Annotated in this window: 24 protein-coding genes; 8 read left to right on the top strand and 16 right to left on the bottom strand. The window is 56.2% G+C overall.

Annotated features, from left to right (window positions below; genetic code table 11):
* Positions 1-524: 524 nt before the first annotated feature.
* The 14 genes from EXR70_04540 to EXR70_04475 all read right to left on the bottom strand — a co-directional run bounded on the left by EXR70_04540 (position 525) and on the right by EXR70_04475 (position 16,237).
* Positions 525-1,655 (bottom strand): extracellular solute-binding protein, encoded by a 1,131-nt coding sequence (locus EXR70_04540; protein ID MSP37740.1) that lies wholly within the window; start codon positions 1,653-1,655, stop codon positions 525-527.
* 103 nt (positions 1,656-1,758) lie between these two features.
* Positions 1,759-2,745: an ABC transporter substrate-binding protein gene (locus tag EXR70_04535; GenBank protein ID MSP37739.1), complete on the bottom strand. Its 987-nt coding sequence runs from the start codon at positions 2,743-2,745 to the stop codon at positions 1,759-1,761.
* Between the two features lie 12 nt (positions 2,746-2,757).
* Positions 2,758-3,822, bottom strand: a complete 1,065-nt coding sequence (locus tag EXR70_04530; GenBank protein MSP37738.1) for an ornithine cyclodeaminase family protein — start codon at positions 3,820-3,822, stop codon at positions 2,758-2,760.
* A gap of 13 nt (positions 3,823-3,835) precedes the next feature.
* Positions 3,836-4,825, bottom strand: coding sequence for an ABC transporter substrate-binding protein (locus tag EXR70_04525; GenBank protein MSP37737.1), 990 nt, complete (start codon positions 4,823-4,825; stop codon positions 3,836-3,838).
* Positions 4,826-4,900: 75 nt separating this feature from the next.
* On the bottom strand, positions 4,901-5,992 hold the full coding sequence (locus EXR70_04520; protein MSP37736.1) for an ornithine cyclodeaminase family protein: 1,092 nt from the start codon (positions 5,990-5,992) through the stop codon (positions 4,901-4,903).
* Positions 5,993-6,196: 204 nt separating this feature from the next.
* Entirely contained in the window at positions 6,197-7,201 is a 1,005-nt protein-coding gene (locus tag EXR70_04515; protein ID MSP37735.1) for a hypothetical protein, read from the bottom strand.
* A gap of 18 nt (positions 7,202-7,219) precedes the next feature.
* A complete protein-coding gene (locus tag EXR70_04510; protein MSP37734.1) occupies positions 7,220-8,377 on the bottom strand; it encodes an aromatic ring-hydroxylating dioxygenase subunit alpha in 1,158 nt (385 codons plus the stop codon).
* A gap of 149 nt (positions 8,378-8,526) precedes the next feature.
* The gene (locus tag EXR70_04505; protein ID MSP37733.1) at positions 8,527-9,519 is read right to left on the bottom strand and encodes an ABC transporter substrate-binding protein; all 993 of its coding nucleotides are present in this window, start codon (positions 9,517-9,519) and stop codon (positions 8,527-8,529) included.
* Complete coding sequence (locus EXR70_04500; protein ID MSP37732.1) at positions 9,501-10,613, bottom strand: ornithine cyclodeaminase family protein; 1,113 nt, start codon at positions 10,611-10,613, stop codon at positions 9,501-9,503. The genes EXR70_04505 and EXR70_04500 overlap by 19 nt, the downstream gene beginning before the upstream one ends.
* A 121-nt stretch (positions 10,614-10,734) precedes the next feature.
* The gene (locus tag EXR70_04495) at positions 10,735-11,823 is read right to left on the bottom strand and encodes an ornithine cyclodeaminase family protein (GenBank protein ID MSP37731.1); all 1,089 of its coding nucleotides are present in this window, start codon (positions 11,821-11,823) and stop codon (positions 10,735-10,737) included.
* Between the two features lie 84 nt (positions 11,824-11,907).
* Positions 11,908-12,912 (bottom strand): ABC transporter substrate-binding protein, encoded by a 1,005-nt coding sequence (locus tag EXR70_04490; GenBank protein ID MSP37730.1) that lies wholly within the window; start codon positions 12,910-12,912, stop codon positions 11,908-11,910.
* Between the two features lie 20 nt (positions 12,913-12,932).
* Positions 12,933-14,027, bottom strand: coding sequence for an amidohydrolase (locus EXR70_04485; protein MSP37729.1), 1,095 nt, complete (start codon positions 14,025-14,027; stop codon positions 12,933-12,935).
* A 45-nt stretch (positions 14,028-14,072) separates the two neighbouring features.
* Positions 14,073-15,104, bottom strand: a complete 1,032-nt coding sequence (locus EXR70_04480) for a hypothetical protein (GenBank protein ID MSP37728.1) — start codon at positions 15,102-15,104, stop codon at positions 14,073-14,075.
* A 32-nt stretch (positions 15,105-15,136) separates the two neighbouring features.
* A complete protein-coding gene (locus tag EXR70_04475; protein ID MSP37727.1) occupies positions 15,137-16,237 on the bottom strand; it encodes an ornithine cyclodeaminase family protein in 1,101 nt (366 codons plus the stop codon).
* Positions 16,238-16,329: 92 nt separating this feature from the next.
* Here EXR70_04475 and EXR70_04470 point away from each other — a divergent pair, with 92 nt between their 5' ends.
* From EXR70_04470 to EXR70_04435, 8 genes are all read left to right on the top strand, one after another.
* Positions 16,330-17,427: an ornithine cyclodeaminase family protein gene (locus EXR70_04470; protein MSP37726.1), complete on the top strand. Its 1,098-nt coding sequence runs from the start codon at positions 16,330-16,332 to the stop codon at positions 17,425-17,427.
* Between the two features lie 15 nt (positions 17,428-17,442).
* Positions 17,443-18,489, top strand: coding sequence for an extracellular solute-binding protein (locus tag EXR70_04465; GenBank protein MSP37725.1), 1,047 nt, complete (start codon positions 17,443-17,445; stop codon positions 18,487-18,489).
* Between the two features lie 56 nt (positions 18,490-18,545).
* Positions 18,546-19,340: a hypothetical protein gene (locus EXR70_04460; protein MSP37724.1), complete on the top strand. Its 795-nt coding sequence runs from the start codon at positions 18,546-18,548 to the stop codon at positions 19,338-19,340.
* A gap of 85 nt (positions 19,341-19,425) precedes the next feature.
* Positions 19,426-19,668, top strand: a complete 243-nt coding sequence (locus EXR70_04455; protein MSP37723.1) for a type II toxin-antitoxin system Phd/YefM family antitoxin — start codon at positions 19,426-19,428, stop codon at positions 19,666-19,668.
* Positions 19,665-20,057, top strand: a complete 393-nt coding sequence (locus EXR70_04450; protein MSP37722.1) for a type II toxin-antitoxin system VapC family toxin — start codon at positions 19,665-19,667, stop codon at positions 20,055-20,057. The genes EXR70_04455 and EXR70_04450 overlap by 4 nt, the downstream gene beginning before the upstream one ends.
* Complete coding sequence (locus EXR70_04445; GenBank protein ID MSP37721.1) at positions 20,011-21,150, top strand: ABC transporter substrate-binding protein; 1,140 nt, start codon at positions 20,011-20,013, stop codon at positions 21,148-21,150. Before EXR70_04450 ends, EXR70_04445 begins: the two co-directional genes overlap by 47 nt.
* A 602-nt stretch (positions 21,151-21,752) precedes the next feature.
* Positions 21,753-22,124, top strand: coding sequence for a hypothetical protein (locus EXR70_04440; GenBank protein MSP37720.1), 372 nt, complete (start codon positions 21,753-21,755; stop codon positions 22,122-22,124).
* 38 nt (positions 22,125-22,162) lie between these two features.
* Positions 22,163-23,110, top strand: a complete 948-nt coding sequence (locus EXR70_04435) for an alpha/beta hydrolase (GenBank protein ID MSP37719.1) — start codon at positions 22,163-22,165, stop codon at positions 23,108-23,110.
* Positions 23,111-23,277: 167 nt separating this feature from the next.
* On the opposite strand, the gene EXR70_04430 is transcribed toward EXR70_04435, so the two are convergent.
* Both EXR70_04430 and EXR70_04425 read right to left on the bottom strand, forming a co-directional pair.
* Complete coding sequence (locus EXR70_04430) at positions 23,278-24,261, bottom strand: ABC transporter substrate-binding protein (protein MSP37718.1); 984 nt, start codon at positions 24,259-24,261, stop codon at positions 23,278-23,280.
* The gene (locus EXR70_04425; GenBank protein ID MSP37717.1) at positions 24,262-25,887 is read right to left on the bottom strand and encodes an FAD-binding protein; all 1,626 of its coding nucleotides are present in this window, start codon (positions 25,885-25,887) and stop codon (positions 24,262-24,264) included.
* Positions 25,888-26,338: the final 451 nt, after the last annotated feature.

The following is a 26,338-nucleotide window of genomic DNA, read 5'->3' as shown; positions in this document are numbered from 1 at the left end:
CGCAAGATGCGATTCCCTTTGGACACAAGGCTACGTAGCCATTGACACATCACCACCAATAGAACCCTTTTACCTCGTGTCGCTCGCGAGCACTACTATTTTCCACTGCCCTCGGACGCGGCGTAGTCTGTAATAGAAGCTGTTCTTGGTGCCATCTATAGTCTCCTCGACCTCTAACCCAATATCTCCTCTAATCATACGCGCCGTATATCCCACGCCTTTCCACTTTTTTTCATCAGAAGGACCATACACAATCCGCTTGCGGATAATAAATTGATCGATAGGAATTGGTCCTGGTAGGTAGAAGTCGTGAGCTTCAGGTTCAAAACACACTGAGACTGCTGGCTGATCACCTCGCCGGAGCGCATCAATATAAGTTTGTATGGTGGCCTCGGGTGTGTCATATCGAGGTCCAGCCCAAGCGGATACGGAAAGTACCGCGAGGATAAGAGGTATAGAAACGATAGCTATCAGTCGATACTTCGGGACAACAAATTGCATTGACGCATCACTCGCTAATTAACCTACTTCCCCTCCTTCACCTTCACAACCTGCTTGAGCAGATCGAACAGCGGCGTCATGTCGGCGTACTTGGGATCGGCAACGTCGAAATATTTTTTGCCCGCTTGCATGCGGTTGACCGGGACGAGCATGTCTTTGGGAATATCGATACGCCGCGAATTGGGGCCGTCTTCACCGTAGAGGTCGAGATATTTTTGCAAGGCGATTTGGCCGCGGCGGGAGAGAAACCAGTTGACGAAGACTTTCGCCACGTTGGGATTGGGCGCGCCTTTGATGAAACTGATGGAGCCGCCGCCCGAGGTGATGTGGCCGCCTTCCTTCCAGTCGACTTGGTCCATTTCGTCCACCGGCAGTCCCTGGGACTTCGCCTTCGCTGTGTCGCGGCAACCGACGCACAGCGCGTATCGACCCTGGGCGAGCCAGTCGGTGATCTGGCGACGATCGCGGCCGAATGTCGGCTGCATGTCGCCGAATAATTTCTTGATAAACTCGGGGCCGAGCTCGGGATGATAATAGTAGTGCTGCAGCGACGCGCCCAGGCCGGTTCCCATCGGATCTTGCGAGACGAATTTACCTTTCCACCTGGGCGCCACCAAATCCCAGTACGATTTGAACTCTTTGGGATTCACCAGATTCGTGTTGAAGTAAAATCCCGATGATGTCGGATTGGCGATATAGACCAGCACATGGCGCTGCTCCGTGTCGGTATAGCGAATTCGTCCGTCGTACCACTTGCTCTCGTCAACCACTTCGGGAAGAACCAGCAGCGACTTGATCGAGTCGAGGACTTTGCCTTCGTAGAGCACTTCGTAGTTGGTATTGGCGCCGCCGCTGAAAAGATCGGCGACCACATGACCGGCGCGGCTCTCGGTGATGATTCTGGTTCCCAGCGAATTGCCCGCGCCGTTGACCGTGACGATTTTTATTTCGGGAAATTCTTTGCGGAACTCGTTGAGTAACGGCTCGCTGCCGTAACGGCCGACGTAAAAATTCAGCTTTCCCTCTTTTTTTGCCGCGGCGACGGTCTTTTCCCAAGTCACTTGCCAGGATGGTTTCGCCTCCGCGCCGAACACCGGCCCATCAAGCGATACCAGCAGAACGCAAATTGTTGGAAGGGAAAATACCGGTTTCACCTCGACCTCCTGCCAATCCTGCCGAGCAGATTAGACGCAATCAGGCGCGGAAGCCAGCCTGGATTATTCAATCTGCGCCCGGCCGCCGTTGCTATTATTGCTACTATTTAAATTTATCAAAGAATCTTTCCTTCTCCAGGTCGTGCAGTAGGGTTAAATCGATGAAATTCTCCGGCTTCGCAGTGGCCGCTTGCGGCAAACTTTTATATTCGTCGAGCACCGCTCTCACTTCGTCCAAGGTCGGATAGGGCCGTGGCTGAAAAAACTTCAGCGCGTAGCGATAGCCGTCTTCGAGAACATCCGCGTCGTTGATGCGCATATATTTCTTCAAGACATTGATGGCAAAATTTTTCTGGGTTCGAATGGCGTGGATGCCCTCGATCTCGCCGCGGATGAAATTCAGCGCCGCCGGCCGATTGCGCTGGATAAAACTCTTGGTCGAAGCGATCGCCACCGCCGGGTATTTATAATCGAGGCTTTCGAAATCGGCCAGCTCTTTGAAGCCGAATTTTTTAGCCACCGTGAGTGCCGGTGGAGAGATCGAGCCGCCGGAGATGGCTCCCGCCTTCATCGCAGTCACCAGTTCGGGGATGCCGCCGATTTGCACAATCGTAACGTCTTTCGCCGGGTCCAAGCCGAACTTTCTCAAGTATCGGCGAATGACCAAATCGCTCAGCGCGCCGAATCGGCTCACGCCGAAACGTTTTCCTCTCAAGTCCTCAGTCCCTTTGATGTCCGGCGTCACTACTAAACTCTGCGGGATGATCGGCACCAAGGTGAGAATGTTGACCGTGTCGGCGCCCTGCAAAGCGGCTTGAATAGTGCCGTTGCCACCGAGCTGAATCATCGGCGTCTCGCCGGCGATTAATGCCGACGTTATGGTTGACGCGCTGCGAATCAAAACCAGATCGACGTCCAGACCGTATTTCCTGTAGAGACCGGCGTCGTGCGCCACCCAGGTCGCGAGCGACCACGAGCTTTCAGCGGAATATGCCGCGCGCAGCTTGGTCAACTGCGCGAACGCGACGGTTACCAAGCCGAAGTCCAGTAATAGCAGCAACCCGGAGACACGCAGGAATAGATTTTTCATAATCCCTCCTCGTTAGTAGCCTTCACCCCAGTTTATCTCGATGCCAAGTTTTTGCTCCCGCGCACGCGTGAGGATCAAGTCGGCAATCGCCAGCTCGGCGATACCCTGGCCGCCGTTGTTTTTAAATACCGTGATATCCGCCGGACTGTTTCGGCCGCTTTTCTGCCCGCCGACAATTTCTCTCAGTTCGGCAATCGCATCCCAGCTCAACTGTCCGGCCTGGACTTGATCGTAGATATCGCCCTGCTGATCCTGTATCGCCAACTCGCGCGATGCGATGCCGATCAGCGCCGCTCGCCGCAATGTCTCGTCGTCGAGCTCGCGCCGCTTGTGGGCAATCACGCCGGCCTGGACCATGCCGATGTTGCTGCCGACGATCGACGTGACGTGCATGCCGTCGCGCAACCAACCGCCGGAAAACGCCGGCACGTTGGTATTGGTGGCCGCCAGGACGATATCGGCGTGACCGAAAGCTTCCCGCACGTCATCGACTGGGATGACATCGAGATCGAGCGCCGCGGTCATTTCTTCGGCGAAGCGCACCCGATGTTGGGGCGTCGGACTGAAGACCCTGACGCGTTTCAAATCTCGCACGGCGCGCAAAGCCAGAAGGTGATTGCGTGCCTGTTTGCCGGAACCCAATAAAAGCAGTTCTCCGCAGTCGCTTCGGCTCATCCACTTGGTGCCGACGGCGCTGATCGCCGCGGTCATGAGATCGGAAGTCCGCAGTGGCACACCTTCTTTCGTTAAGCCGCGCTGGGTCGAGGACAGGATCATCGCCACCGGCGCGGCATTGCGCGTGTCGAACAAGACATCGACCAGCGGGCTGCGCGAAGGATAGGTTTGCACGCCGCCGCTGACGGCGAGAATCTCGCTCTGAATGCGCAGGCCGATTTTTTCACGAGATGGCAACGCAGCGGGCATTGAATTGAGCCGCGCGTCGCCGAAGTGGAGCCGGCGCCGAGTGAGATTGATCTGCGGATATTTCCCCCAATCGGCGAAGGCTTGCTCGACAGCGTCAACCGCTTCCGTCATCGATAGCAATCCCTCCACTTCTTCCGGGCGAAGAATCAGCATTACGATTTTTCTCTCACTTTCTATATAGCCGCTCGATGAAGCCTTCTTTTTCCAGTTGCAAAACCAGGCTGTCGTCGATGATGTCGTCAGTCTTTAAGTTGACATTGGGACGCCGCCCAATCGCTTCCTTGATCTGAATCTCCATCCCTTCCCGGGTTACCAAAGGGACGCGTTCGTAGATCGGTTCGTTGCCGACATAGGAGCCTTCTAAGAATGCCTCGTTATCCTGCTTGGAATACTTCGCCAGCAGCCGCTTGCTGTCCTCCTTGCGGGTCTTGAAGAAATGAGTGGCCTCGATCAGCGCCATCAGAATTCGCTTGACCGTCTCACGATTGCTCGCGAGATAGCTCTTGGTAGTGGTCACGCAAACATAGGGGAACGGCAAACCCTTGGGCAGGTCGGCGGTGGTGATCATAACTCTATGCGGGATTCCCTTAGCTAAGTGGATGATTCCAGGCGGCGATGGGAACCCGGCGATTCTGCCGCCGCGAAACGCCGCTACTCGCTCCGAACCGCCGCCGCCTTGAATGATCGCCACATCCTTATCCGGGTCTAAACCTAAACCTTTGATCAGCACTCGCGCCGCGACGTCCGAGGCGCTGCCGATGCGCGCGATGCCGATGGTTTTTCCCTTCAAGTCCGCCGCCGATTTGATCGACTGTTGGACAATCAGCTCGTAAGGCAAAGTGTTGATGAAACTTCCCACCGCCACGAGATTGGCGCCCGCCACCACAGCGTTGGCGATCGCGCCACCGGTGCCGTTGCCGAGTTTAACCGAGCCGCCGATGATCGCGTTGATCACGGTACTGGAGCTAGGGATAAATATCGATTCCGCGTCGACGCCGTATTTCTGATAAAGCCGGCGATCATGGGCGATAAACCAGTTGGCGTTGGGCGCCTCCACCGAGCTGTAGGAAATCCGCACGCGCTCTTGAGTGAAAGCGGGAGTGGCGGGCAGAACCGTTCCCAACAAGGCGAGCAGCAATCTCGGCCGCATCTTCATGTTCACAGCTTTCCTTTTTCGAATTCGATACCAGCCCTGGTTTGGCTTGGTTGCAAGAGCGAGCGCTAATATTTTCTAAGAGTTCACCTCTTGTTGAAACCATTCCAGCGGCAGCTTGCGTCCGAGGCCGCGCTCGCGCGCCAGATCGTAAATCAATTTGGCCATGGCGGTAAATTGAATGCCATAGCCTGGCCCGCCGTCATGCCCCCAGCCATGCCCGCCGTTGGCGAAGATAGTAATCTCGTCATCGCTCCTTCGTCCCGGCACTTTTTCCGAAACCAGATCGGCGATTTCCGGCGCGTCTTTTATCAAGGCCGCATGGGGCGGAATATCGAGCGGCTCTTCTTCGGGGCCGCGCCGCAAGGCGTAGTCCCGGCCATGCAGCCGGTTAAAAATGACCAGGTAATCGGCCTTCTTGTAACAATCCAGATCGAACTCGTAGGGCAACACGCCGGTCAAGTGCATGCCTTTTTCGAGCCACTCTCCCCGGCACACCGCTTCGTTGGAGTTGGTCGCGGCAACCACCATATCCATGCCTTTGATGGCGGCCTCGGCGCTGTCACAATCGTTGATTTCCATGTCGCCGTAGGTAGCGCGCATGCGTTGGACGAACCTTTGGCGATTTTCCGCGCTCCGGCTAAAAACATTCACTTTGGCGATGGGCCGCACGTGACGCATCGATTCGATGGCCGCGGTGGCCTGCCAGCCCGAACCGATCAGCGCCATGCTCTTGGTGTTTTTTCTCGCCATATAGCGGGCGGCAATGGCGTTGGTCGCCTGCACCCGCATTTTTTGCAAATAGCCGTCGTGAATGATCGCCAGCAGATTGCCGGTGTTGATATCGTAAAGCATGTCGAGCGAACAATTGAGCGCCCCGTGGAAATAATTGACTCGGCTTGGATCGACCTTCGGATCGGGCCGGCTGTGGGTCACGATGCGAATGTCGTAGACCCCCTTGCTCCTAATCAATCCCTCATGGGTGTTCGCCACAAAACGGCCATGATCGGTTGGTGAAAAAGTAAAAGTCCGCGGCCGGTTAGCGGTGAGTCCTTTGTCGAGTTCGAGATAAGCCTCATCCAGGGCGGCGATGACTCTCTCGACGGTGAGAAGTTTTTCGACCTCGGCATTGTTGAGCAGCAGAACTTCGCTTTCGGATCGTTCCGTCATGGTTGATACTCCTAGTGTTAAGGTTTCTCGGTTGCAACTTTCAAGGCTTGGTAAAAATCATGATACAGCACGCCGCCGGTCAAACAAATCTCGACTCAGAATTGAAATCAAGGTCGTCCCTGGTTCTAACCATTTTCGCAGGAAAGCGGGATAAAAGGCATTCGTCGCCATAAGAGTGGCCGACGCCGCCGGAAATCCATACACTTATTTTGCAGAGAGCCGCGCGACAAAACCGTCCCGTTCCAATTCGGCAACAAAGCGCGTGTCGATGAACGCCTCTGGTTTCGCATCGGCTGCCGATGGAATTCTTGAGGCAACGGATTTCAGGACAGCCAAGATACCCTCTCGCGTTGGATACGGCAGCAAGGGAAACTGCGTTACATAGTAAGCATAGGTTTCATTGAGTATCTCCCGGTCCTCAATACGAGAATATTTTTGTAGGGTTGCAAGAGCGACTTCCTGGTTGCTCTTAAAAACATAAGTAGCCTCGATATAGGCCCGCATGAAACGTCGAAGTTTTTCCGGCGAATCTTTTATAACCCGCCTTAGCGTGATCGCCGCTCCGCCGATATAAGGCATCCGGAGTTCACCGCTGTCCAAGAGAATTCGTAGCCCTTTTTTTCGGGCCATAAACGAGGTTGGGGGATTGAGGATAGTCCCGTCAATGTTACCGGACAGAAGAGCTGCGAGTCGCGTCGATGTATCGCCAATTTGCACGATGGCAACCTTCCCCGGGTCTATTCCCACTTGAAGTAAAATGTCGCGAAGAGAAAAGTCGGAGGCCGTGCCAAAAGTGCTTATACCAAGCTTCTTGCCGATCAAATCCGCCGGCTTCTCAAGGCGAGGAAGCACCAGCAGCTGATAATCCAAAATTTTCTGGCTCGCTGCAATAATTACATTATCGAGGCCTTGCAGCGAAGCGACAATCGGGAACGCTCCCGACCCACCAATGACGTCCACTTCGCCCGCAGCCAGGGCTCTCATGGCGATATTTCCTGGCGCATAGATCGCTTCTACGTCGAGACCGTGCTTTTTGAAAAGGCCGGTCTCCTTCGCCAGATAAAAGGGTGCCTGGATCGCTCCGGTGGTGGTAAAAGCTATTCTGGCCCCGATGCGACCGCTATCGGCGGCTTGCAGATAATCGGGTCCAGAAAAGGCTATTAACCCAAAAATCAACCAACAATCGATTTTGTCTATGAGTCGCTGCATGAAATGAACTGTGTATTGTCAGTCCCTGACGATACTTCCTCCGGTTGTGGAAACACAGCTAGCTTTGTGGGGATCTCTAATAATTCCTTTCGGGTCTCTCCCTTCCCTTACGGCATCGATAGCCTCTCGCAGAATCTTGCGGAACATGATGACGCCCTTATCGGAACTCGCAATATGTTCCAAAGCGTGAATCGCGATCGGACCCTGACCTTCCTGCGCCTCTTTGTCATCTGGATGCCTCTGAGTATGTTCATAGGTCCTGTCAGAAATGCCCCCAGGGGCCAATTTTTCACGTCCGGTTTTTTCTTCTATCTCACGTTCCGGCACCCACCGGATACTGGCGCCAATCTGATGCGTATCGTCCACAGGGACACAAAAAGCAATGGAGCGGACGTTCTCGGTCTTCGGCTCGTCGGTATAGGTTAGATGAATATTGAGCGGCATGATCATTTCCCATATGACATCCCACCACTTTCCGTTGCGGAGTTTCCTAGTCATTACGAACCTCATGCCCATCTCGGTCTCTTCGTATTGAATCTCATCCGGCAGAGTATTGTGCAGATCGGTTGGAAACTGTGGTCCGCTATGAACGGTATGAAGCCAGACACCATGGAGCGCATCCATGAGGTTTTCTTCGCTTTGAAGCCAATTGCAGTTGACCGCGCCCCCGACTCTAGGACCCATGCGAGGTTTTAAAAAACCACCTTCTCTGGTCCACACGTCGTAAATCGGGAACTGGGGCATTTTTTCCAGTGGTCCCATGTAGGCAAAAACTAAACCGCCAAATTCCTTAACCGGATAACATGGATGCTGGATGCGCTCTTTGAAGGTGCTTTCCGCAGGCTCCAATGGCATGTCGAGAACATTGCCCTCGACATCGTAAAGCCAGCCGTGATAGCAGCAGCGTAGTCCGCGATCCTCAATTCGCCCGTACTCCAAAGACGTGCCCCGGTGGCTGCAACGAAAAAAAAGTAAGCCAGGCCTGCCCTTGCGGTCCCGAAAAGCCACAAGATCCTCGCCCAAAATGCGAACGCGCTTGGGAAGATCCTTTAGCTCCTCTGAAAGACCAACCGGCTGCCAGTAGCGGCGCAGTAACTCGCCACCAGGAGTCCCGGCACCTACGTGGGTCAATTCCGGATCGTGCTCAGGGATCTTAAAGTCATGTGCGCTCCTCATAAATAATCCTCCTCGATCCGGCTGCCTTTTAACCGTTAATGCTCGGGTAGCGACTTGTGAGACTCAAGCAGAACGCGCATTCGTCAAAGTCATTACAATCTTTGCGTCCCGCCTGTCAAACCGACGTTTCGTCGGCCCATGCGGGCAGCTCACCTGGTTTTGCCGAATAAATTGTCAAAGACTTTTTCCTTTTGCAGTTTGTCGATCACACTATCGTCGATCACGCGTGCCGCGACTTCGTCGGCGTCAGCGTCTTTCATGCCCGCGAAATCGAGAATCGCCGGCACGATGCGCCGATCGACGCGTGGAATCGGTTCGAGATACTTTGCCGCGGTGTCAAACGTCTCTTCCAAGAACTCCGGCTGATTACGCCGCATGTACTTCGCCAGAATGTTCTTGGCGCGCTCTTTGTTGCCGAGGAACGCCGCCATGCCTTCGACGTAGGCGCGCAGCACCCGCTCCACCGTATCGCGCCGCTCCTGGAGAAAGCTTCGCGTTACGGTCATCATGCTGCCGGCGTAGGGAATCTCGAGCGCGACCGCATCCGTGAGCGCCCGATGGCGCGCCTTGGGAGGGTAGGAACTGACCATGCCGGCGATAAGCTTTTGCTCGAACGCGTTATGCATGGCGGGCACGTCGCCCATCTGGCGCACGGCAACGAAATTCTCCAGATGGAGCTTGCGCAAGATCAGCACGGTCAGCATATGCGTGGTCGAGTTAAACCGCGTGACGCCGGTAATCTTGCCTTTCAGCTCCTCGGGCCTGGCGATCTCGGGTTGAGTGAAAAGCGTAAACGGCGCGCGCCGGGTCGAGGCGGCCACCGCTACGACCGGCACGCCGCGGGCGGCGGCGATCACTACACCGCTGCTGCCAGGGGTGATCACGTCAACGCTGCCGCCCAAGAGCGATTGCACGCTGGTCGCGCTCGACGGAATGTAAATGAGCTGAGCTGCCAAATTATACTTCTTGAACAAGCCTAACTCGTCCGCCATCCACACCGGCGTCATCAACCAGGAAATCGCCGAATAGGAAATCCGCACCGGCTCGGCGTGCAACGAAACCGGAGCGCAAGCTAAGAAATACGCGAGAAGAACCAAAGCGCGCGTGAGAAAGAATAACTGGGTCAAAATGAATCCCTCCATCCCGTGCCCGTGTGTGACGGTCGAGGGCGAATCGGCAGCTCGGTGCCGATGCCTTTTTCCCGCGCCAACTCGTAGAGATGTTTGGCCAGGGCGATATCGATGATTCCCTGCCCGCCCTGATTCTTATAAAGTATGATCTGCTTATCGTCGGTTCGTCCCGGCGCATTGCCGGCAAGAATATCGGCGATCTCAACGACCTTGTCCCATCCGATAACACCGCTTTCTACCGGCCAGTAAATGTCTCCCTGCTGCGAGTCGATCGCTTGTTCCTTCGACAACGCGACAATGAAGCTGCAGCGCTTGAGCGTGCCGTCGTCGATCTCGCGACGCGGCTTGTCGAGGGCGCCGCTCTTGACCAACTCAATATTGCTGCCGACCACCGAAATGATGTACTGCCCCTCTTCCAACCATGAACCGTCGATGACCGGCACGATGGTATTGGTCATGCACAAGATGATATCCACATCCTTGGCCGCCGCCCTCGGCTCGCTCACCGCTTCGATCGACACACCGGTTTTCTCGCTCATGATCCTTGCGAATTTCTCGCGGTTCGCCTTCGTCGGGCTGTAGACTTTGGCCTTATCAATCTGGCGCATTTCCGTAAGCCCCATAAACGTCGAGATCGCCTGATTGCCCGAGCCGTAGATGCCGACGCGGCGCGCGTCTTTGCGCGCCAACCGATCGAGTCCGACCAGGCTGGTAGCCGGCGTTCGCAAATCCGCCACACCTTTCACATGGCGCGGCCGGTGCGCCATAATCGCCAGTAGCGACCCGGTATCGACATCGTAGAGATGCGCCAGCTCGGTCTGATCGGGATTGTACGGCGGGGTTTTCTGTACGTTGCCTTCGATAGTCTTACGATGAAGCGCCACTTGCGCGCCGATGGCGCCATAGCTGGCCGAACCGCCGGCGTAGATGTTGAGCACGGTGTCGAAGCTTGCTTCGGCGAATTGGCGGTGCAGATTGAGCCGCTTACGCGGCGCGTTGACGCCCTGGCGCCCCGGGATGTTACCGAGCGCGTCTTCGGCAACGCGCACCGCATCGGTCAAAGAGAGAAATTCATCGACGTCGTCGGAATGAAAAAAAAGCGCCATATACCCCCCAAACCTAAACGAATTTTACGACCCTTGAAATGTCTAGTCGACCAACGGATCGATCGCCGCCCGAGCGAGCTTCACGAACGCCTGGGCTCCCGTGAAGCAAAGTCTCGCTCCTTTACGGCGAGGGCATAAAGCCCTTGTCCATCCACTCGCTCAAATCTGCGCCGAACCATTCACCCGGCAACTCTCGTCCTAACCCCTGCTTCTTGCAGGCTTGGTAGATCAACGCCCCGGCGGCGGCGAATTGAATGCCGACACCGGTGTTGCTCTTGTAGTAGATAATTTCTTGGTCGTTGCTCCGGCCGGCGTGCGCGCCGGCGAGCACTTGTCCCAACTCGCAGACCTTGTCCCAACCGAATTTAGCGCCGTCGATCAAGTCGAGCAGCTCGCGCTGTTGGTTGGTGATCGCCGTCTCTTTATTGTTGAGCACAATCAAGTCGGCGCGCAGCATCGTCGTGGCATCCGCCTCAGTGCGCCGGTGCACCCCGTCGGTGTTGGCGATGGTCGTCACCAACTGCCCCGGTTCCAGCCACTGGCCGTCGAATACTGGCTCGCTCGAGTTGGTCGCGCACATGACGATATCAGATCCTTTGACGACCGCCTCGGGGCTGCTCACCGGCTGAACTTCGACGTTTAACAATTCGGTCATTTCCTCCGCGAAGCGATCGCGGTGCGCTTTGGTCGTGCTAAAAACTTTTACCTTTTCGATCTCGCGCACGGCGCAGATCGCTTCCAGGTTGGTGCGCGCCTCATTGCCCGAGCCGAAGATTCCCACGACTTTAGAATTCTTTCGAGCCAAGGCCCGATTGGCAACCGCCGTGGTCGCGCCCACCCGGATTGCCGACATGCTGAAATCGTGGATTAGCGCCAAGAGCTCCGCCGTTTCTAGACTAAAGAGCAACACGAATCCCCAACTCCGTTTGGTCGGCGACGGGAAATCCATCCTTTTGCTTCCTGCGAACACGCGCTCTTGCACGATGGTGGAATCGTAACGCAGCGCCGCAACCCCCGAGCTCGGCACCGCGCCGGGAATGATGTTGGCCATGTAGCCGGGCTTGTCGAGATCCGGCGGGACTTTATAGCGCGTGCGCGGCTTGTTCACGGCGATGCCGCGCGCCTCCTCGGCAAAAGCCCGCTCCATCGCGTCAATGCAGTCGCGCATGTTGAGCACCTGTCTTACTTCCGGATCGGTGATGAGCAGCATAAAAATTCTCCCGATTGATTTTTTCTCTAACCCGTTGGCACTGTATCGCGATACTCCGTCGATCGACAATGATCCGCACGCACCTCACTTTTTGTAGAGCGCGCGAAAAAAGCCTTGCTGTTCCAATTCGCGAATCATGGACTCGTCGACGAGATCGCCGCATCTGATCTCTTTTTCTTTGCTCCCCGCGGGTGTAAGGCCGATGGCGGCTTCCATGCCCGCCCGATTCAAATAGGGAATCTCTGGCACCCAAGCTTTGTAAGCCTCGCAACTTTTCTCCAATATCGCCGGCTCCATCCCTTTCAAATAACGGCCGATGACTTTGACCGAAAGGTCTTTCTGGCCGTGAAAGACCGCCAGCGCCGCGGAATAAGCACGCAGGAATCTGCGAAACTTGTCCGGCGAATTTTTCAATAATGACCGCGTGGTCAGCACCACGGTGTTCTGATACTCCAGTCCCGACTTGGACAGATCGAGCAGCTCGCGGTAGCGAAGTTGCGCCGCTACCATTGTCGATGGCGGCTGTAGCGCGGCGGCTTGGAGCGCGTTGGCAGCCATGGCGCCCATCAGCGCGCTGGCATCGCCGATTTGCACGATGGCAACGTCTTTTACCGGCTGCAGGCCCCATTTTTTTAACGCGTATTGGGCCGAGAAATCGGTCAGCCCGCCGAAGCGGGTGATGCCCAGCCGCTTGCCGCGCAAATCCTCCGGGCTGCGAATCTCCGGACGCGCGAAGATTGAAACATTGATCTGATTGACCGCCCCCGCGATCGCCACCGGATCGCTTCCTTGGGCATAGGTCAACACCAGCGGACTCACCCCTGACAGAGAAACTTGCACTTCTCCGGCCAGGATCGCCGCCATGACACGCGCCGCGGCGTTGATATAAATCAGCTGCGTCTTGAGCCCTTCTCTTTCGAACAATTTGAGATCCTGGGCGATCCAAAATGGCGCGCCGGAGGGGACCAGAGCGGAATAGCTGATATTGAGCGTGTCGAGTTGCGCGCCGGAACCGGCCTCGACTTGTACAATAAGCACCGCAAAAACGGCGGCGATGAATCTAATCGTTGATCGTAACCGCAAGCACATGAGCACCTCCCGGAAAATCACTAGATCAATCCGTAAAGCCGGCGCGGGTTTTCGCACAAGATTTTTTCGACTACTTTGGGCGCGACATCCTCCCGCGCGCGCATGTTTTTGACGAACTCCGGCTCCTTCGACGGATCGTTGTGACCGTAGTCGGAGCCAATGACGAGGTGATCTTCGCCGATATAGTTGAGCAGATGCGGCAACTCTTCGTCGGCCTCGCAGGCGATCCAGAAGCGGTAGTCGCGAAATAGATCTTGCGGGTTCTTATTCTTTAGATCGGAACGCACGGAGCGGCGCAACACGTGAAATATATAAGGCACCCAGCTCGCCGCCGCTTCGATGTAGCCGAAGCGCAGCTTGGGAAACAGCTCGGGAATGCGATTGGCCACCAGATCGCGGAAGGCGACCACCGGCAGGACACGATTATGCGCGAAGGTATGATTGCGCTCGACATCGAAAGGCTGCATCAAGTGCCGGCTACCCGAACCGGTGTGGATGCAGATGGTCAGATCGAGTTGCTGCGCCAGCGCATACACCGGATGGAGATACGGATTGTCCAGTGTCAAATTGCCTTCCATGCCGCGCAAAAACACTCCCACCGCACCCTGCTCCTTGGCCCACTTCATTTCCACCAACGACGCTCCGATATCGCGCAGCGGCGGGATCGCCACCCACTTGAGCCGGTCCGGTGCTTTCGCGCAGGCGTTAGCAATAAAGCGATTGTACGCACGGCTCAGCGCGATATCCAGCTGGGCGTCGTCGGTGAGATAAACCAAAAACAAGGTCGGATAAATCACTTGGACCTCGACGCCAATTTTATCCATGTCCTGCAACCGCGCCAGCGGATCGGTCAGCTCCCGCACGGCCAGATGAATATCGCCGCGGCCGGACTCTTTCTTCTGTGCCGACGGCGTAATCAAACTAAAGCTCGCCTTGCCGGCCGGCTTGGGAAATATCTCGCCATCGATCAACCAAAACGCATTGCGCTCGCCATACCAAGTATCGTCCGGTATGCGCGTCAACACCGGCCGGCGCGGATACATCTCTTTGTCGATATAACTCCACATCGCCTCCGACTCGGCGATATGCGTGTCAGCGTCTAAAACTCCGGGCATGTCTTGCTCCTTGAAGTTCGGTTCGAATAAACTCTCACCGCCGCACTATTTTTTATAGAGGGCGCGATAAAATCCCTGCTGGTCCAGTTCGCGGACGAAAGTTTCATCGATAAGATCGCGCGCCTTGATCTCTTTCTCTTTGCCGCCGAGGGGAGTCAATTGAATCGCCGTCTCCATGCCCGGATGGTTGAGATATGGAATCTCCGGCATCCAAGCGCGAAACGCTTCATAGCTCTTATCCAAGACCACCCCATCCAGTCCTTTAAGATACTTGGTCATGACTTTCAGAGTGGTGTCTTTTTGCGTGTGAAACACGCTCAGAGCTGTGGAGTAGGCGCGCATGAACCGGCGCACGGTCTCCGGTGCGCGCTTGACGAACGAGCGCGTCGAGAGCACCACAGTGTTTTGATACTGCAGGCCGGATTTCGACAGGTCGATCAACTCGCGATGGCCCAATTGCGCCGCGCGAACGGTGAAGGGAGCCTGAAGTCCGGCGGCCTGGACGACGTTGCCGGCGAGCGCGCCGACCACGGAGCTCGCGTCGCCCATCTGGATGATCGCCACGTCTTTTCCCGGCGTGAGTCCCCACTGCTTGAGCGCATAGACCACCGCCACATCGGTCAACCCGCCGAAGCGCGTGATGCCCAGGCGCTTGCCGCGCAAATCGTCCGGACTGCGGATTTCCGGGCGGGCATAAACCGACACGTTGATGGTGTTCACGGCACCGGCGAGGGCCACCGGATCGCTGCCCTGAGCGAACGCCGAGACGATCGCATTGACGCCCGAGAGTGAAAGCTGAACTTCCCCAGCCAAGATCGCTGCCAGGGCGCGCGGTCCGGCGTTGATGTAAACCAGTTGCGAATGCAACCCTTCACGCTCGAACAGTTTCAATTCATGGCCGATCCAGAATGGCGCGCCGGATACCACCGCCGCCGAATAGCTCAAGTTGAGGGTCTCAGGTTGGGCCGCGGAAGTTAGCTTTGGCACCCAGCCAAGGAAAGCAGACACTAAAACGAGTAAGCACCAAGCTCTCACTGGGCAATGTGCCGCATCATTCTCGCCAGTCACCCTACACACCGGGGCGTCCTCCTAATGCGAAACCAATCTGCTTACGGATGCACTGTTTCGAGGAACCAATCCGTCGGAATTTCTCGGCCGACCCCTTTGGCTTTGGCCGCCAAGTAAACTGCATTGCCGACCGCTGCGAATTGAATTCCCAGGCCGATGTTATTGATGAAACAAGTGATCTCCTGCTCGGAGGTCCGTCCCGGCACTTTGCCGCCGATAACGTCCTTCAGTTCAGGGGCATCGATCCAAAACGGCGCCGCTTCCGCGTCGGCCGCGGACTTTTTGACACCGCGAATGAAATCGATCGGATCATGGGCCCAGACTTTTTCGTCGCCATAGCCGGCGATATAGTTTTCCGGCGCGAAGTTCTTCGCGTGAATCACGATGCGATCCGCTTTGCGAAAGGTCTCGTCGCCCAGCTCGGAGATCTTGACGCAAGTGGCATGCACGCCCGGCTTCATCCACTCAGGTGGAATCACCCGGGTGATCGCGTTGGTTGCGGCAACCAGAATGTCGGCGCCATGCGCCGCCGCTTCAGCCGACGCCATCGCGTGCACCGGCACGCCGACGAGTTGCGCCATCTCGCCGGCAAATTTCTCGCGATTTTCTTTGGTCGGGCTATAGATCTGGACTCTGGCGATCTTACGCACGGCGCAAAAGGCGCGCACATGAGCGCGCGCCTGCCAGCCTGAACCGAAGACGGCCAATACCGAGGCATTTTGCCGCGCCATATGTTTTGCCGCCAAAGCGCTGGTCACCGCGACCCGAAGACCCTGCACCACGCCGTCAGGAAACATCGCCAGCGGTTCGCCGGTTTCGGCGGAAAACAATTGAATCAAGCCGACCCACTTGTTGCCAGGAGCCTTGGGCACTTTATCTTTGACTACGCGGTCGCCGCGATTCTCCCATTGGATGACATCGGAATTGAGCCGTAGCGCCACCACCCGCGACTCGACCAGCCCGCCTTCCATGGTCTTGAAAGCGTAGACGCTGCCCTCATGGATGCCGGGAAGATAAAGATCGCTGCGCGGGCGGTTGACTGCGCCGCCCTGGGCTTGGCTCCGATAGGCGCCTTCCAGCGCGTTGAAAGCCAGTTCGACCGTCAGTAAATTGTCGATGTCTTCGTTGCTGAGAATAAGCATTGTGGCCGCCTTGCTAGTGAGATATGAACGGCTATATCAATCAGTGAAAGCCGGTGTCAACGACAGTTATCCGGTAGGGAGACGAAGCGCCAATGATTTTTCTAACCAACGAACAGATTGAATCGGTGCTCGACATGAAGACCTGCATCGACGCCATGGAAGACGCCTACCGCGAGTTGAACGAACTCAAGGCCGGCTATCGGCCGCGCATCGATTTCTACGTGCCCAACGACCCCCACTACTATCGTTGGGGCACCATGGAGGGCGCGTCGCGCAAGTTGGGCATGTTCGCCATCCGCATGAAGTCCGACATGCTCGCCTGGGAAAATCAGGACGGCTTCATGGTGGAAGATAAATATTGCATGGAGCGCGGCAATTACTGCGGCCTGATTTTTCTCACCAGCACGCGCAATGGCGAACCGCTGGCGATCATGAATGACGGCTACTTGCAGCATATGCGCGTCGGCGCCTGCGCCGGTCTAGGCACGAAATACCTAGCGCGCAAAGACGCCAAGGTTATGGCCATGATCGGCTCCGGCGGCATGGCGCGCACCTACGCCGAGGCGATCAAACATGTCCGGCCGCTGGAAGTCATGCGCGTGTTCAGCCCAACCAAGAAAAACCGCGAGGCATTCGCCGCCGAGATGACCGAAAAGCTCGACATCGAAGTCATCGCCGTCGACTCGCCGGAGAAGGCCCTCAAGGGCGCCGACATTGTGTCACTGACGACGGATTCTTTAATCCCAGTCATCAAAGCCGAATGGCTCGAACCCGGCATGCACATCAACAACGTGCGCAACAACGAGGCCGGCCCGGATATCCTCGCGCGCGCCGATGTGCGCGCCCGGTTGGGCACTTCGACCTTGTACGCGGACCGCAACGCGCCCGAGGTCGTCACCGGCAGCGACGGCATGTTCGGCTTTATCGCCGGCAGTCCCGAAGAAAAGAAAAAAATTCCCTCGTCACCGCACCACGAGATCGACAACCCCGACATCGGCACGATCCCCGACATCATGGCCGGCAAGTGGATCGGCAGAGCCAACGATCAGCAGGTTACATTTCTCAACAACCAAGGCACTCAGGGATTGCAATTCGCGGCGGTGGGAGGCACGGCGTACAACTTGGCTAAAGCGAAAGGGCTGGGCCATCCGCTGCCGCTCGAATGGTTCACGCAAAAAATCCGCGATTAGTTTGAGAGAACCGCCGTGAAGTGGTTTGTCCCGTTACTGATTTTGCTGCGCGCCATTGCCGCTTTCGGGGCCACAGTCGAGGAAAACCTCGATCAGTTAAATCGCCGCCCCGCGGCGGAACGGCAAACTATTCTTGAACGGGAAGCGCGCAAAGAAGGCCGGGTGGTTTTCTACACGACTTTCAACGTCGCCGACCTGCAAGACCTCAAGCGACAGTTCGAGCAGAAATATCCTTATCTAAAAATAGCAGAGTTTCGCCTCGGCCACGCGCGCTTGGCCAACAAGATTCGCACCGAAGCGCTGGCCGGCAAACTCGACGCCGATCTAATCACGATGTCGGCAAACTATCTCGACGAGTTGCGCGCTAGCGGCGCCGTGGCGCGGACGCGCCCACCGCTGCGCCAGCAATTGCACGAAGGTTTCGCCGACAAGGACGGTTGGCTCAATGGGCTTTACAACACCGCTTATCTCCTGCACTACAACACCAAGTTGGTGAAACCCGACGAGCTGCCCAAAGATTGGAACGACCTGTTAGACCCAAAATGGAAAGGCCACCTGGCCATCGACCAAGAGAGCTACGAATGGTTTGCCGGCTTGCTCGACTCCATGGGCGAAGAGCGCGGTCTGCGCTTTGCGAAACAATTGGCCGGTCGCGACATCGCCGTGCGCCGCGGCCACACCCTGCTCAGCCAGTTGCTCGCCGCCGGCGAGTTCAAGATCGTGTTGGAGCAATACGATCATATCGCCTATCGCGCGCGGCAGGCGAGCACCCCGACCAACTACGTCTTTCTCAATCCAATCATCGCGGAGGCGCCCAACGCGGCGTGGATCGCCAAGAATGCCGCCCGGCCCCATGGCGCGGCGCTGTTGATGGATTTTCTCATGGGCAAAGAAAACCAGAGCTACTTTGCCCAACGGGGACGACGCATGGGGCACAGAGACGTCACCTATTTACTCAACCCACCGGCCAACTTTCGCTGGCTCACGCCTAATCGGGAAAAATGGGGCCCGCGGTCCAACGATTTGATAAAAATGTTCCGCGAAACCTTCATCTCCCACTGACGCAAGATTTTTCCTGGCAGATAGTTTACATTACCCGTACTTGAAGGAGGGCTACCATGGCTACACTGCGCTACGTTGCTTATCTCGCTGAAGATCCGGCGAAGTTGGTCGATTTCTACCAGCGTTTTCTCGGCACCGAAGAACTCGGCCGCTCACCCGAAGGCGACATCACCATCACCGATGGTTTTTACAATCTGACATTTTTCAAGAATCGTCCCGAGCTGGGCGAACTGCACATGAACAACGGCCTGCATCATATCGGCGTGCAAGTCGACGATCTCGAAGCAGTGAAAGGCCGCTTTTTGAAAATCTATCCGCGCGGCATGATCATCCAAGAGGCGAACGACCTACAGCACGGCGAGATTCGCCTACACGATCCCGAATGCCGGCCGGTGACGGTCTCCACTCCAAGTTTCGGCGTGCCCGCTAGCAAAGAGAAGAAATTCCCGCGCGTGCGCCACATCGCCTACAACGCTCTCGATCCCGAAACCATGTTGCAGTTCTACACCCAGGTGTTGGGCCTACGCGAAATTCCGTCGAGCTACCAGCGCCGCCAGCAGGGACTCGGCAACCGCTTCTGCGCCGACGGCAAGACCCATCTAGCGATCCATCCGTTCTACAGCCCGGTGGAAGGCCACGAAGCCAAGTACGGCATCAACCACATCGGCTTTTTGACTAATACAATGCAAGCGACCATGGCGGAACTGAGCAGCGTGCTAAAAATCGCCCCGCGTCCGTCGACCCGCCCCTACGCCGAATTTCGTTTTCGCGATCTCGAAGGCAATGCGTTGGATTTGTCCCAAACCAAAGGTTGGGAAGTTGACGTGGATAAGTGGGAGAGCGCGGCGTGAGAGCTTTTCAGCAACTATCCGACGACCATGAATATCTCTGATCGCTGGGTTTGTTTGTGATCTATTTCTGAGCGATAATCCGATCATGACCCACATTAACATTGAAGATGTCCAGAGCGATATGGCTGCGTACCTCAAGCGTGTCGAAGCAGGCGAGACGATAGTGATCCTCCGCGCCGGTAAACCCGTCGCCGAGGTCAAACCCGTCAGCCTGTCTCCTTCCACCGAGCTGCGTCCGTTTGGCTTATGTAAAGGAAAGTTTACAGTCCCGGACGACTTTGATGCGCCCTTGCCGGAGGAACTGCTGCGAGCATTCGAGGGGAAATGAAGTTCCTACTCGATACTCATGTGTTCCTGTGGTTCATCGCTGGGGATTCGCGATTACCGGCCAAGTGGCGCGACGCGATACGCCAGCCGAATAACGACGTGTTTTTGAGCGTAGTATCGCTCTGGGAAACCATCATTAAGCACCAACTCGGTAGGTTGCCGCTGCCGGAACCGCCAGAAAAATATTTTCCCGAACAACGCGACCGACACCAGTTTACGAATTTGGAACTCGACGAGGCGAGCGTTCAGCAACTCGCGACGCTACCGTCGATTCACCGCGATCCTTTCGATCGAATGTTGGTCTGCCAGGCAATTGAAAAAAATCTTATCATCGTTACCGTCGATGACGTGTTTCGATCTTATCCCGCCCAGGTGTTCGATAGAGCGTAACGAGATTCTTAGTATTGATTGTAGGATCGGTGGAGCGCAGAGATACCCATCGTTCGAACGGAGACAATTGCACGTCATGCGGATTTCAAGAATTATAGTTTCAGCGTTCTTAATGTTCTCGCTTTTAGACAGCGTGCGGCCTCGCGAAAGCAGTGCCGCATCCGCCCCGCTCGAAAAACTCACCATCGGCTGGAGCGCCATCGCCGGCTCGCAGGCGCCGTTTTGGATCACCAAAGAAGCCGGGCTGTTCGAGAAAAACGGCCTGGACGTGATCATGATCTACCTCGACGGCGGCTCGCGCGCGACTCAAGCGATGATGTCCGGCGATATGCCGATCTCACAGGTCGGCGGCAATGCGCCGGTGGTCGCCAAGCTGCGCGGCGCCGATATCACGCTGATTGCAGGCCTATTAAATGTTCTTGCCTACAGCATGGTGGTGTCGCCGGAAATCAAAAAGCCGGAAGACTTGCGCGGCAAAAAACTTACCGTCAGCCGCTTCGGTTCCAACTCGGATTACGCGACGCGCAAAATTTTAATCAAGTGGGGATTGCGTCCCGATATCGATGTTGCCGTGCTGCAGATTCCCGGCGGCCAACCGGCACGACTCGCGGCGATTCAAACCAAACAGGTGCACGGCATGGTCGCCCAGCCGCCGGTGACCAACCTCGCGCGCAAATTTAAATTGAACATCATCGCCGAACCGGAAGATTTCGGCGGAGCCTATCCGACCACGCCGGTGGCCGCGCGGATTTCGTTCATTAAAGACAAGCGCGAGACCGTGCGCAAACTTACTCGCGCCCTGCTCGAAGGTATCCATCTGTACAAGACCAACAAAGAGTTCAGCAAAAAGGTGATCGGCAAATACGTCAAGACCGACGACAACGACGCCTTGGAAGACAGCTACCAGTTTTTTTCGCGCCTGGTGCCGCAGAAGCCCTATCCGTCTCTCGACGCCATCAAAGAAGCCCTCGCCGAACTCAGCGAGAAAGATCCGAAAGTGCGCTCAGCGAAACCCGAAGATTTCGCCGACATGAGCTTGATAAAAGAATTCGACGACAACGGGTTTATCGATGGGCTGTATAAGAAACGGTGACCGCGAAATCGACTCCGCTCACCGCGACCAGTAGTGGTGCGGCTTGATTTTAACGTTGCATCTCATGTAGGTGCCGACCTGCGTGTCGGCCCTCCGAACGGGCGGACACATCGGTCCGCCCCTACAAGTATTGGCGGAACTGAACCCCGCTCGCCGCAACTCCCCAGCTTGACTATTTCCAGAGGTTTTCGATATAAGCCCTACCACGTGAATGGCCCAATTGGGAGACGGCTGAAAGGCCTCGTCTTGCGGCGAGAAAAAGATTTGTCATGCCGGCGAAGGCCGGCATCCAGGTGACGGACAGCGTCCGTCATACCGTTGGAAAACGGTATCCAGGTTAAGGGGATGCGGATGGACCCCGGTTTTCACCGGGGTGACGATAAGAGCGGGAATGACGAATGGAAGAATCGACTTCAAGCCGAGGTTTTTTAATTGAAACGTATGGCGACAACTTTTAGGAGGACAAAGTTGTGAACGACAAATCGATACCGACAACTCACAGCGGCGCTCGGCTTCGCCATCGATATCTAAGAGCGTTGACCCTGCTTGTTCACCAAGTCAAAAACCATCGGCGCCGCCTCGTATCATCGGCCATTGTCCTGATGCTCGCGGGCCTATTCCTCGCGCCGCTAGCGTTCGCAAAGGTTTCAATGAACACCATTGACGGCGTCGCCATCGTGGCCGACCACGGCCGCCACATCATCGCGACGGGGCCGATTAGATGCAACCAGCGCGAGAGGACGTATCTGCGCGTGACGGTGACCCAGCGTCAAACGGGGGCCATGGCGGAAGGCTCCACCGTCTTCACCTGCACAGTCGACACCCAGCAGTGGCAAGTGCACGCCGCGACCCAAGGTAAAGCGACCTTCGACGACGGACCTGCCACCGCAGTCGCCATCGCTCGCACCGCCGATCATGGCAAGATCACCGACGCGCACCAATGGTTGGTCAACATCACGCTGGTCGGGGAATAAACGATCCTCGGATCGAAACTGAGGAAAAATGAGCAACGATGGGCAATAGCGATACTCTCAAGTGCGCCCAGCAAGCGGGCGCGTTCTTGCGAAATATTGCGCTCGCTGCAGGATTGGCAGCGTTCGGCATCGGCCCAATCGAAAAAGCAGACAGCCAAACCATAGGTAATACGATGAAACCAATTCCAATTCCCACGCAGGTACCAGCCAAGGACGGCCAAGCACAAATTCCCGACACCAAACTTTGGTATTGGGACACCGGCGGAACCGGCGTGCCGATCGTGCTACTGCATCCGGCGACCGGCAGCGCGCTGATCTGGAGCTACCAGCAGCCGGTGTTCGCCAAGGCCGGCTACCGCGTCATCGCCTATTCGCGGCGAGGCTACTATAACTCCGCGCCCTTCGACGTGAAAAATCCCGGCATCGGCTCCGAGGATCTGCGCCACCTCGCCGACGCCTTGGGCCTTGGACGATTTCACGTGGTCGCGTCAGCCGCTGGCGGCAGCGTCGCCTCGGACTTCGCGTTCTCTTATCAAGACCGGCTGTTGAGTCTGAGCATTTCGAGTAATTCCTTCGGCGTGCGCGACGGCGAGATCGCCAAAGTGGCCGCCGCCATTCGCCCCGAGGGCTGGGAAAAAATGCCGGCCGATTTTCGCGAGCTCGGTCCATCGTATCGAGCGGCGAATCCCGCCGGCATGAAGGCGTGGATCGAACTCGAACACAAAGCGCTGATCGGCCGCGACTATCGGCAGACGCTAAAGAATGAAATCACCCAAGCGAAGTTAAAAGATTTGAAGCTGCCGACGCTAGTGATTTCCGGCGCCGCCGACCTGTCGACACCGCCGTCGATCTCGCACATGATCGCGGCGGAAATTCCCAACAGCCGCGTGGCGCTGATACCCGAGTCCGGCCACTCGACCTACTGGGAGCAGCCGGAGATCTTCAATCGCGCCGTGCTGGACTTCATCAGTGGGCAGAAAAAATAGCCCGAAGGTCAGTCACCGGACAGAATCTACCTGAGTCCGGATTCTAGTGCGGACAATTGGAATCTGGCCCGCGCATTGATTTATCTTCTCGCAAGCGACACACATCCGCGCTCGTTTCCCAAGCGACAAGATTCGCTCGATCTCACCGTAGCGAAACTCGCAGGTAATCATTTCTTTAGTTTGTCGATAATTCTAGTATCGTAAAACTGGTTTGGCGAAGCGTCCTTTGCCGCCGGCAGGACCGTGCTGCCAAAGAATCTGAGGATCTGCTCGAAGCCGCGATCCGTAAAGGTGAGATCCCTATTGAAGCCAGCCTGTTTGGTAAAAAATTCGTAAGTCTTATCCAACATCACCGGGTCGTTGTCTTTGGTATATTTGACAAGAACACTCTTCGCTAACCGCGGATCGTCATACCACGCACCGATACCCCGTTGTACGGCGCGCAACAATCGCAGCCAGATGTCCGCTCTTTTTTCGAGTTCATTTTTTCTAATCACCAGACCGATATTTTGGTAAGGCAAATCGTAAGTATCAGCGAGCCTGGTAAATCCTTGGGCATCCGCGTTGAAACTTACAGGCGGAGTTAACGCCGATGCCGCGATCTGCTTGGATTGCAACGCGGTCCACTGAATTGCCGATCCGCCGAGCCGCAAGAGTTGCACGTCGCTTTCCGGTTTTAGACCGAGCTTGGTTAGAGCGGTTCTGACTCCGTAATCATTCGGCGATCCGATGCGATCTGCGCCGACTATCTTTCCCCGCAGCTGCTCCGCCGACTTGAACTCCTTCTGGGCGTGGAAGGAAAAGATCATCTTATTTAGAAGTCCGGCGATCATCGTGATATTCCCGCCCGCCAGCACCACCGGAACGATGGCGGGAGCGGATATCTGTACAGCATCGACCTCGCCGGCAATCAGGGCGGCAATGGCGGCGCTCGATTGAACGTATACGAGTTCGACATCGAGTCCCTCAATCTGGAAGCCGGAAGAGGCTGCGGCCATCCACAGCGGTGCCATGGCCCCGATCGGAGATACATAAGCAGCCCTGAGCTTAGCTGGCTTCTCTGCTGCCACGGCACAATCTGCCACGCGCAAAATCGCCAGTCCAAACGCCACAAACGCGCAAAGCATCCGGTATTTTTTCTGTTGCATCACTCACCCCTGCTTCTTATCCCCAAGCAGCGCGTGCTCGACCGCCATCCTGCCAAAGGTCATCCCACCGAGCAGCGTTAGACCGGCTTGGTAACCGGCGCCGTACTCCGTCCGTACTCTTACGGTGCCGCCGGCGTATAGGTTGGGAATGGCGTGTCCGCGCAAATGCATCACCCGTCCGTGAACGTCCGTATAAAGCCCTGCGGACGACGACTCCGTAGGCGTTAGTTCCACGCCATAAAATGGCGCCTTGGACAATGGCCCCAAGTTGGGATTGATCGGATGTTTAGTGTCGCCGACTTTCCGAATCCATAAAGATTGGCCGCGACCAAATTCCGGATCTAATCCGGCGCTGGCATTGTCATTGAATTTTGCCACCGTTTGATCGAGCTGCTTCGGGTCAATGGCCAATTGTTGTGCGAGATCGGCAAGCGACTCAGCGCGTTTGATCCAAGCTGGCAGCGGTTGTCCAGGCGGAATATTGGCAAACGGATAGCGCTCTGTGAATTGAGAATCAAACAGCAAAAAGAATGGAATGTTCGCGTATCGATGTTTTTTCACCACATCGAATTCTCTGAGCTTTACGACAAACTCTTGGAAGAAGGCCTCGTTGCCGAATCGCTTCCCTTCAGCATTGACCACGATGGAATGAGGATAGGCTAGCTCTTGTATGCCGGCGGAGTGAAACTCAGGCTCATCTCCTGGGCGCGGTATCCAGTAACCCACCATGGAACTCAAACTTACCGGAATATTCCGGATAAAAGCACCAAGTTCCCCTGCCATGAGGAGTCCATCACCGGTCTGGGTCGGCGGATGGTGCGGCGCGGAATTGGGAAACGATTGGTAAGCGCGAACGAACTCAGGGTTGCATTCATAGCCGCCCGTGCCGAGAAAGATTCCACAGTCACCTCTTATCTGTTGCGTGCCATTTCCCTCGCTCACTTCAAGACCAGCGATTCGGCCGTCCTCCAGCAGCAGCCTTGTCGCCGGCGACTCCGTCAAAAGGATCACGCCTTTTTCTATACACTTGAGGAGCAACCAGGCCACCAATCCTTGACCCGCGGCATAGATAGACGCCGCATGCTCGAGGTTTTCTGGAGCCCAAGAATAACGATTCCCGAGCCCACCCCATTTGATCGAATCGGACCAGGAAACGCCTCCCGGCATGTACGGGCTTTCCAAAAGAGCGGGCGCGGAATCAGGCAGGGCTTTCTTTGGCAGCGGCACGACTTCGAGTGTTCGACCGAGGCCGAGGGAGCCCGGCGCGCCGGGAAAGTAATGGTCGGGAAGGCCCTCAATCATTCGAAAGGGAACACCCAGTTGGGCGAATGCCGCAATCGTTGCGGCCGCCTCTTTTACGTACATGCGCATTTTTTCTTCTTCAGCAAATCCCCCCGAAAGAAAGCGCAGGTATTCGAGCCCTTGTTCGTCAGAATCGTCGATGCCGGCGGCGCGCTGAAACATGTTGTTGGGTGCCCAAAGCCCGCCATAAGAATACGCCGTGGCGCCGCCCACAACCGGGGCTTTCTCTATGACGATCGCCTTTAGACCGCGGTGCGCCGCCCACAACGCACTGGCCAAGCCTGCTGCTCCCGAGCCAACTGCTATCCAATCACAGTGCGTATCCATAAATTGTCCTTCCAGTCGGAACTAACGGAAATTCGGTCTGGCAATTGTGGAAGTCGCCAACGTCGCGATCCGCTTCAATGCCAAGATCTAGAATTTCTAGCAGAGAACGATGGCGACGAGCAACGTTGACCATCTTCTTTTACCCCATAACGCGGCAAGGAGTTCGTTCCTACGATCCCCGCTTTGCTTTTCTATATGACACAGACAGCGCGGGCGCCAGAACTATATTTGGCGACGCGCAAATGAATAACTCTGCCGCTGCGCGCTGATCTGCCCGTCCTCGCGGTTCAGTTGTTTCCTTCTTCTTAAGGAACCTCTGAACAACTGCCCTGGAAGCAGGGCAGCGGAGGATAGATCGTTTTTTTCGTAATGAGTTACAGTTTTTGCGAAGTTATATCAGATTACATTTTGCTCTCGCGGTTAATAGGGTCCTTAGTTTTGCCTCGATTTG

The sequence above is a fragment of the Deltaproteobacteria bacterium genome, assembly GCA_009692615.1.
Lineage (GTDB): Bacteria > Desulfobacterota > Binatia > UBA9968 > UBA9968 > DP-20.
This window is presented reverse-complemented; position numbering and strand designations above follow the sequence as displayed.